Annotated in this window: 6 protein-coding genes; 3 read left to right on the top strand and 3 right to left on the bottom strand. The window is 53.0% G+C overall.

Annotation, left to right across the window (positions count from 1 at the left end; all coding sequences use genetic code 11):
* Positions 1-47: 47 nt before the first annotated feature.
* The 3 genes from rodA to J2I48_RS06175 all read left to right on the top strand — a co-directional run bounded on the left by rodA (position 48) and on the right by J2I48_RS06175 (position 3,425).
* On the top strand, positions 48-1,325 hold the full coding sequence (gene rodA / locus J2I48_RS06165) for a rod shape-determining protein RodA (protein ID WP_207334523.1): 1,278 nt from the start codon (positions 48-50) through the stop codon (positions 1,323-1,325).
* 29 nt (positions 1,326-1,354) lie between these two features.
* On the top strand, positions 1,355-2,218 hold the full coding sequence (locus tag J2I48_RS06170) for a helix-turn-helix domain-containing protein (RefSeq protein ID WP_207334524.1): 864 nt from the start codon (positions 1,355-1,357) through the stop codon (positions 2,216-2,218).
* A gap of 79 nt (positions 2,219-2,297) precedes the next feature.
* On the top strand, positions 2,298-3,425 hold the full coding sequence (locus J2I48_RS06175; protein WP_207334525.1) for an FAD-dependent monooxygenase: 1,128 nt from the start codon (positions 2,298-2,300) through the stop codon (positions 3,423-3,425).
* A 16-nt stretch (positions 3,426-3,441) separates the two neighbouring features.
* Here J2I48_RS06175 and J2I48_RS06180 read toward each other — a convergent pair whose 3' ends face one another.
* The 3 genes from J2I48_RS06180 to argH form a co-directional block, all read right to left on the bottom strand.
* Positions 3,442-5,040: a hypothetical protein gene (locus tag J2I48_RS06180; RefSeq protein WP_207334526.1), complete on the bottom strand. Its 1,599-nt coding sequence runs from the start codon at positions 5,038-5,040 to the stop codon at positions 3,442-3,444.
* 116 nt (positions 5,041-5,156) lie between these two features.
* A complete protein-coding gene (locus J2I48_RS06185; protein WP_207334527.1) occupies positions 5,157-6,029 on the bottom strand; it encodes a carbon-nitrogen hydrolase in 873 nt (290 codons plus the stop codon).
* Between the two features lie 116 nt (positions 6,030-6,145).
* Positions 6,146-7,483 carry an argininosuccinate lyase gene (gene argH, locus J2I48_RS06190; protein WP_229375835.1) on the bottom strand — a complete coding sequence of 446 codons (1,338 nt, stop codon included), beginning with the start codon at positions 7,481-7,483 and terminating at the stop codon, positions 6,146-6,148.
* Between the last annotated feature and the right edge of the window lie 162 nt (positions 7,484-7,645).

A 7,645-nucleotide genomic window follows, 5' to 3' on the forward strand; every position in this document is an offset into this window, starting at 1 on the left:
AAGGCTTGCCCATTCTTAATTCTTAATTCTGCATTCTTAATTCCATAATGGCCCGTAACGCTGAAGTAACTCGTAATATCGATACTCTGACGGTGGTGCTGTACCTGGGCTGTGTGCTCATGGGCTGGCTCAATGTGTATGCCGCCGTGTATAGCCCCGAAGAGCAAACGCACCTTTTCGACATGAGTACCAACGCAGGCAAGCAACTGCTCTGGATCGGCACGTCGGTGCTGCTGATCATCTGCGTACTGGTGATCGACCATAAGTTCTACGACACTTTTGCGTTTGTGTTTTACCTGTTCATGATCGGTATGTTGCTGCTGGTGATGGTATTTGGCTCCAACATCAACGGGTCGCGGTCGTGGTTCAAGTTTGGGGGATTTTCCCTCCAGCCAGCTGAGTTTGCCAAAGTGGCTACGAGCCTTGCCCTGGCCAAGTACCTCGATCAGCCGGGTATAAACCTGACCAAACAGAAAGACCTGCTCTGGGTAGGCGGCATCATTGGGCTGCCTGCCCTGCTCATTATCCTCTCAAACGAAACCGGTTCCACGCTGGTGTTTTCGTCGTTTGTGATCATGCTCTATCGTGAGGGGCTGCCCGGCTGGATTCCGCTCACGGGCATTACCCTAGCCGTGCTGCTCATTCTGGCCCTGATTGTGCCGTTTAAATTCCTCTTTGCGGGTATTGCCGTGCTGTGCATTGTGGTGATCCTGCTGCTGCCGCGCTACAACCGCAACGTCCGCAACATGGTTGGTATCGGCCTCATCGGCGTGGCCATGATGGTGACGGCCACCGGCGTCGATTTCTTCGTGAACAAGGTGCTGCAACCGCATCAGCGCAACCGCATCAAAGTGCTTATCGACCCTAACGTAGACCCGCTGGGTGTAGGTTGGAACGTGACACAAGCTAAAATTGCCATCGGATCGGGCCGCCTCGACGGTAAAGGATTCCTGGAGGGTACCCAAACCAAGTTTGATTTTGTGCCCGAGCAAAGCACCGATTTCATCTTCTGCACCATCGGCGAAGAGCACGGCTTTATCGGCAGTATGGTGGTGATTATGCTGTTTATGGCCCTGCTGAGCCGCATTGTGATTCTGGCCGAAAAGCAACGCAGCAAGTTTGCCCGCGTCTATGGCTACTGCGTGGCGGGGATCATCTTTTTCCACGTGATGGTCAATATCGGCATGACCATTGGCCTGATGCCCGTCATTGGCATCCCCCTGCCCTTTTTCAGCTACGGTGGTTCCTCGCTCTGGTCCTTCACCATCCTGCTCTTTATATTCCTTAAACTCGACTCAAGACGGACAAATTCGCTGTTCAGTTAGGCAACCACGTCGAGGCTCCAATAAGGATTATGCAAAAGAAGCCTAAATCCATTCCTATAAATACGATTGCCGACGAGGTTAACACTGGCATTGCCATTGAAAAAATAGCCATTACCGATTTACCGGAAGAGCATATACTAGACGCAAAAAGATCGCACCGTGAAGATCGGCATACATTTTTTTTGCTTGAAAAGGGAGTAGTTGCTATTGAAATTGATTGTCAAAAGCAGTTGATCAGATCGCCCGCCGTCGTTTACATTCACCCAAATCAGGTGCATCGAATTCTATCCTTTGAACAGGTACTAGTAAGCAGTTGGGCAATCGATAATGAACAGTTAAATCCTGCGTATCTGACGTGGCTGGAAGCAATTACACCGGTAAAGCCATTGCCTTTAAACAAAGAAACATTTTCGCTTATTTCTGAAGCGGTATCACTCTCTATAAAATTGTTTAAACTAAAAAATGATAGGTTATATCATTCGCTGATAAAAGATAGTTGCAACGCCCTGGTGGGGCTTGTTATTTCGAACTATGTGGCACATGCCGGCGCAATAGACAAACTGTCGAGGTCAGATACTATTACCAAACTATTCCGGGCAACCTTAGACCGTCATTTTGCTACTAGCAAAAAACCAGCAGACTATGCGCAACGGCTCAATATATCCACTCCTTACCTGAACGAATGCGTCAAAAGCACAACGGGTCACTCGGTTTCATACCACATTCAGCAGCGAATTATGCTGGAGGCAAAACGTTTGCTTTCTCATACTGATAAATCGGTAAAAGAGATCGCTCTGGAGCTGGGTTATGAAGACTACCCTTACTTCTCCAGGCTATTCGGCAAGGTTACAGGGATAGCGCCGTTGACCTTCCGGAACAAAAACTGCGATTAGTCCAACACGTACCCTCTATTGTCATTGGCTGCCCCTAACACGCACCATTCCTTTGCACAAACAAAAACTCGTGTAAAAAATGGAAACGCTGAAAGAAAAAAAAGTCCTCGTTTCAGGGGCAAGTTTTGCTGGACTGTCAACGGCTTACTGGATGAACAAATTAGGTTATAAAGTAACCGTTGTTGAACTGGCAAATGGACTAAAAAAGGGCGGTACGCCTGTTGACATCCGCGAACAGACCGTTGATATTGTCAGGCGGATGGGGCTACTTGAGCAGATCAAAGCAAATAGCCTCCGCATGGAATTGATGGAATTTAAAAATGCCGATGATGTGACGGAGGGGTCAATGAAATTACAGAATAACGCTGAAGACAGTACGGATGATGACTGCGAAATTGAAAGAGACATGCTGCTCAGCATCTTGTTCGATACTGTAAAAAGCGATGTCGATTTTATCTTCAATAACAGCATCACAGTGTTGACAGAAACAGATGAGACTGTTCAGGTCACATTTAAAGATGGTGCTCAACAATCCTTCGATCTAGTGTTCGGTTGTGATGGACTACACTCAACGGTGAGAAAAATTTGGTTTGGTCCCGAAACCGATTATTCTCATTTTCTAGAACAATATTTTTCTATCACTATCGTAAATAAATTGCTAATCAGGCAAAATACATCGCAGTTGTATAATGTGCCCGGTAAGGCAGTGATACTCAATGCCTACAACAATAAGACGGATATTGTGCTGTGTTTCTTTTCAGAAAAAGAAATCCCTTACGATTACCGCAATGAAGAACAGCAGCGGAAAATTATTGTGGAACAGTTTTGCAGCCAAAAAAGCTGGCGAATTCCACACTTACTAGACGAAGTAAAAAGTGCTGAAGCGTTTTACTTCGATAAATTATGTCAAATAAAAATGCCTTCTTGGACAAAAGGTCGGGTGGCGTTGGTTGGTGATGCCGGTTATTGTGCTTCGCCCGCTGCCGGCATGGGTGGTTCATTGGCGATACATGGCGCTGCCGCATTAGCCGACGCGATGCTAAAACATGATGGCAATTATGCATTGGCCTTTCAGGATTACAATACTGCTTTGCGTCCCTTTATTGAGGAGGTGCAGGCAAATGCTGTAAATTTTGGACTAAACATGCTTGTTCCCAGAACCGAAGAGGCCATTCGGATGAGAAACACGCAAACAGACCACTTTTAAGTAGGCACTGACTCGTTCATTTCTCCATCGTGGCGCGGCCGAGGTAGATCTCGTCTCCATTCAGGCGTACGGTGGTGTAGAACCGGTACCCATTGTCGACGTAGCGGACCATAAGGCTCGTTTTCTGGGCGGGCTTGGCGTAGGGCATACTGGCCGCAATCAGAATCTGGTTGCCTTTCACAATAGCCCTGGCATAGGGTAAGCCCCTGGTTTTGATCTGGTTAGAGTTGTATTTATACCAGTTCTGCCCCCCGTCATACGAACACTCCGTGTTCTGATTCAGAAACGTAGCATCGTTGGTGAACATGTCGCCGTGGTGCTTGAAGAGGCGCCACAGGCCGTGGATGAAATGCTCGTAGCAGGCATAGACCCGGTCGCTGTCGAGGCCCTGCCGTTCGGGGTCTTTAGGCGTGGGCTGATCGGGGTGAATCTCTACCAGGTCGTCCCAGAAAATGCAGCCGTAAGCCCCCGTCATAAAGTAGAAAACGGCCGTTCCTTCGGCCACGGCGGGGGGAGCCGGGTTCGAGGCCTTATGGCTGTTGTTGAACGGCCCCTGCGTATTGAACATCCAGACGTACCCAAGCCGGGGCTTGTTCGACAGGCGGATGTTGTTTTCCTGCTCTGCCAGCACACTCGCCAGCCAATGCCGGTCGGCGTCGCCGGTATGTGGTATCGTGTAGTCGAAGTCGGGGTAGACGTAATAACAGCCAACCATCTGAAAATCAACGTAGTCGGAGAATGATTTGCCCACAATGTCGTCGGGCATACCGCGCTGCCTAGAAGTAGACGTGTGCCGGGCTTTCATGTCCCAAAGCGGAAAAGGCGCCTTTGCGTCGTAGTCCATGGCCCGCGAATAGCCGAAGCCATTGAGGGGCGTGGGACCGATGGAGCCTATCTGGGTGCGAGGGTCGGCCAGGTCGCGGGTGGCCTTCACAAAATAGGTGTAGAGGTTGGCTTGTTCCTGCAAGACATTGTCGGGAACGCCTTCATTTTCAATGTCGAAAAAGATTTTGCTATATCCGCTTTTATCCCGCCCGTTGGGGCAGTCGTTGTAGGTCTGGCACGACCCCGCCAGCCCCTGAATGGCCGAATAGATGTTCTGGAGCTTGTTGGGATTGCCTGGCATGGGCCGGAAGTACGTTTCGGGGGCCAGCTTGCCGTCGCCCGCCCAGGGAATGTTGTAGGGGTTCAGCCGAAAATGGTGCTGCCCCACGCCGTCGGTGCGCTGATCGAAGGTGAGGCGACTTTTCCAGCCGGGCTTGATATTGTTGGGGTCGCGGGCCACTTCTTCGTCCCACACCATCCGCGTACGGTCAATCGACGAAAACCCCCGCCGGAAGAGCTTGTCCCATTCGTTGCCCAGGTGCAGGTTACGCCCCGCCGCGCAGAACGTGATGGAGCGGGTCTTGGGCAGGGTGAAGTCATCGACCACGTCGAGGCTCCAGTATCCTTTGCGAGTGGTGGGCGTGAATTTACTACGGGGCGTGGCCGTCAGCGGCGTCTCGTCAGGCAGTTTCCCCACCACGGTAGCCCCCGCCGAGTGCACCATCCGGTCGGAACTGGTAAAAAACACGCTGCCCGAAACAGCCGTGAGCAAGATTAATAGTAGACGCATGGTGGTTTTGGACATGACAAGGTAGTGATAAGTGGTGAGTGGTAAACGGTGAGTTTGCTTCCGCCAGAGCAGGCACGCTGGCGGAAGCAAACTCACCGTTTACCACTCACCACTTATCACTCATCAATATACCGTCTTGTAATGGGCTGGTAGGAGTCGATGCGGCGGTCGCGGAGGTAGGGCCAGGTGGTGCGGTAGCGGTCGGTTTGGGCCAGATCAATTTCCTGCACGTGCACAACCTCCTGATCGTGAGGGGCCAGGTACAGTAATGACCCAAATGGATTGGCCACAAACGAGCCGCCCCAGAACTGCTGATCGGCCTCGCGACCTACGCGGTTCACCGATACAACGTGTACACCGTTGGCAATCGCATGGCTTCGCTGAATTGTTTGCCAGGCATTGTACTGTTCGGTGTTCTGCGCAGGGTCAATTTCGTTAGTATCCCAACCAATGGCGGTAGGGTATACCAGCAGTTCGGCCCCCATTAGCGCCGTAATTCGGGCCGCTTCGGGGTACCATTGGTCCCAGCAGATGAGTACCCCCACGCGGGCAAACTTGGTGTCGAACACCTTATAGCCGAGGTCGCCGGGGGTGAAATAGAATTTCTCGTAGTAGCCGGGGTCGTCGGGGATGTGCATTTTCCGGTACTTGCCCAGGTAGGTGCCGTCAGCGTCGAGTACAGCGGTGGTGTTATGGTAAAGTCCCTGCGCTCGTTTCTCGAAGAGGGAGGCCACGATCACGACGCCTAGTTCGCCCGCCAGCGCGGCCATGCGGTCGGTGGTGGGGCCGGGGATGGCCTCGGCCAGGCTGAAGTTATGGTGGTCTTCTACGTCGCAGAAATACAGCGAGGTGAAGAGTTCCTGCAAGCAAACGATCTGCGCGCCCTGCGCGGCGGCCTCCCGGATGCGGCCCTCGGCCTTGTCGACATTTGCGGCCACGTCCGCTTCGCATGCCATTTGAACCAGACCGATTTTTACTTTTTTAGACATGGATGTGTTTAATGTGTAGTAGCTGGCGTAAAGACCCCCGACCTGTCGGACCGCCTTCAGGGCGGGGGTCTTTACGCTATGGAAACAAACCCCATTCTACCCCTCCCTGTTCCGATTTACCCCACCAGTGCCTTTTCGGCGGCAATGGCTTTTTCGGCACCGAAGCCGGCCATGGCGCTGTTCATGGCAGCCACAATAACGTCATTCATTAGGTTGCCGATGCTGCCTTCGTGGGTGTGGTGGAGCGTGCGCGGGGGGACGTAGGTATGTTCGGCGATTTCTTTGCCCACGCGCCCATACGCTTCGCGGAAGGGTACGCCGCTCAGGACCAGTTCGTTCACGCGTTCCACGCTGAAGAGCAGGTCGTATTTCTGGTCGTCGAGTAGGTTGGGTTTTACCTGAATGTGTTCGAGCATGAAATCGGCAATGTCCAAGCAGTCGAGGATATCGTCGAAGGCGGGCATGAGCACTTCTTTCAAGAGTTGCATGTCGCGGTGGTAGCCGGAGGGCAGGTTACTCATCACCAGCGTCACCTCCATGGGCAGGGCTTTCAGGCGGTTGCACTTACCCCGGAGCAGCTCGGCCACGTCGGGGTTTTTTTTGTGCGGCATGATGCTGCTGCCCGTGGTGAGTCCGTCGGGCAGGGTCAGAAACCCGAAGTTCTGGCTGTTATACAAACAGATATCCATTGCCAGCCGGGCCATTGTGGTAGCCACGGCGGCCAGGGCGTTGAGGGCGGTCTGCTCCGTCTTGCCCCGGCTCATCTGGGCGTAGACCACATTGACGTGAAGTCCCTCAAAACCAAGCAGTTCGGTGGTCAATGTCCGGTCTAGCGGGAACGACGAGCCGTAGCCCGCGCCCGACCCCAGCGGGTTGCGGTTGGCAAAGCGGTAGGCTGTTTGTAGGGCCAGCATATCGTCGGACAGCGCCTCGGCGTAGGCACCAAACCACAGGCCAAACGACGACGGCATGGCAATTTGCAGGTGCGTGTAACCCGGCAGCAGGTCGTCTTTATGCTCTTCGGAACGGGCAATGAGCCTATCGAACACGCGCCGCGTGGCCCCGGCTACTTCCCACAGCCGCGACCGGGTAAACAGTTTCAGGTCCACCAGCACCTGATCGTTCCGCGACCGGCCCGAATGGATTTTCTTACCCACGTCGCCCAAAGCCCTCGTCAGCAGCATCTCCACCTGCGAATGCACATCTTCCACGCCGTCTTCGATCACAAACTGCCCCGACAGCGTCTGCGGGTACAGTTTCCGAAGTTCAGAGGCAAGTAATTCGTATTCAGCAGGCGTGAGCAGCCCAATGGTGCTAAGCATCTGGGCGTGGGCCAGGTTGCCGAGCACGTCGAACGGAGCGAGGTAAAGGTCCAGCTCGCGGTCGCGGCCCACGGTAAAGCGATCTATTTCGTCAGACACCACGGTGCCTTCTTTTTGCCAGAGACGTGTCAAAGAGTGAAAGAGTGAAAGAGTGAAAGAGCGCATACGGCGCCGGGTGCAAAATTATCCAGAGTTTCGGGGATATGGGGTTGTCTTCTGAAAATGGCTGAGGCGGCTTCGTGCTGTGTGGCTTCGCGCTTTAGGCTTCGCACTACGTGCCGGAACGCTGGACCG

Origin of the sequence: Fibrella aquatilis (assembly GCF_017353255.1) — a bacterium.
GTDB lineage: Bacteria > Bacteroidota > Bacteroidia > Cytophagales > Spirosomataceae > Fibrella > Fibrella aquatilis.

What these genes read in the sequence shown, in the direction of transcription:
- rodA (WP_207334523.1), top strand. Translation starts at nt 48, where the DNA reads ATGGCCCGTAACGCTGAAGTAACTCGTAATATCGATACTCTGACGGTG.
- J2I48_RS06170 (WP_207334524.1), top strand. Translation starts at nt 1,355, where the DNA reads ATGCAAAAGAAGCCTAAATCCATTCCTATAAATACGATTGCCGACGAG.
- J2I48_RS06175 (WP_207334525.1), top strand. Translation starts at nt 2,298, where the DNA reads ATGGAAACGCTGAAAGAAAAAAAAGTCCTCGTTTCAGGGGCAAGTTTT.
- J2I48_RS06180 (WP_207334526.1), bottom strand. Translation starts at nt 5,040, where the DNA reads ATGCGTCTACTATTAATCTTGCTCACGGCTGTTTCGGGCAGCGTGTTT.
- J2I48_RS06185 (WP_207334527.1), bottom strand. Translation starts at nt 6,029, where the DNA reads ATGTCTAAAAAAGTAAAAATCGGTCTGGTTCAAATGGCATGCGAAGCG.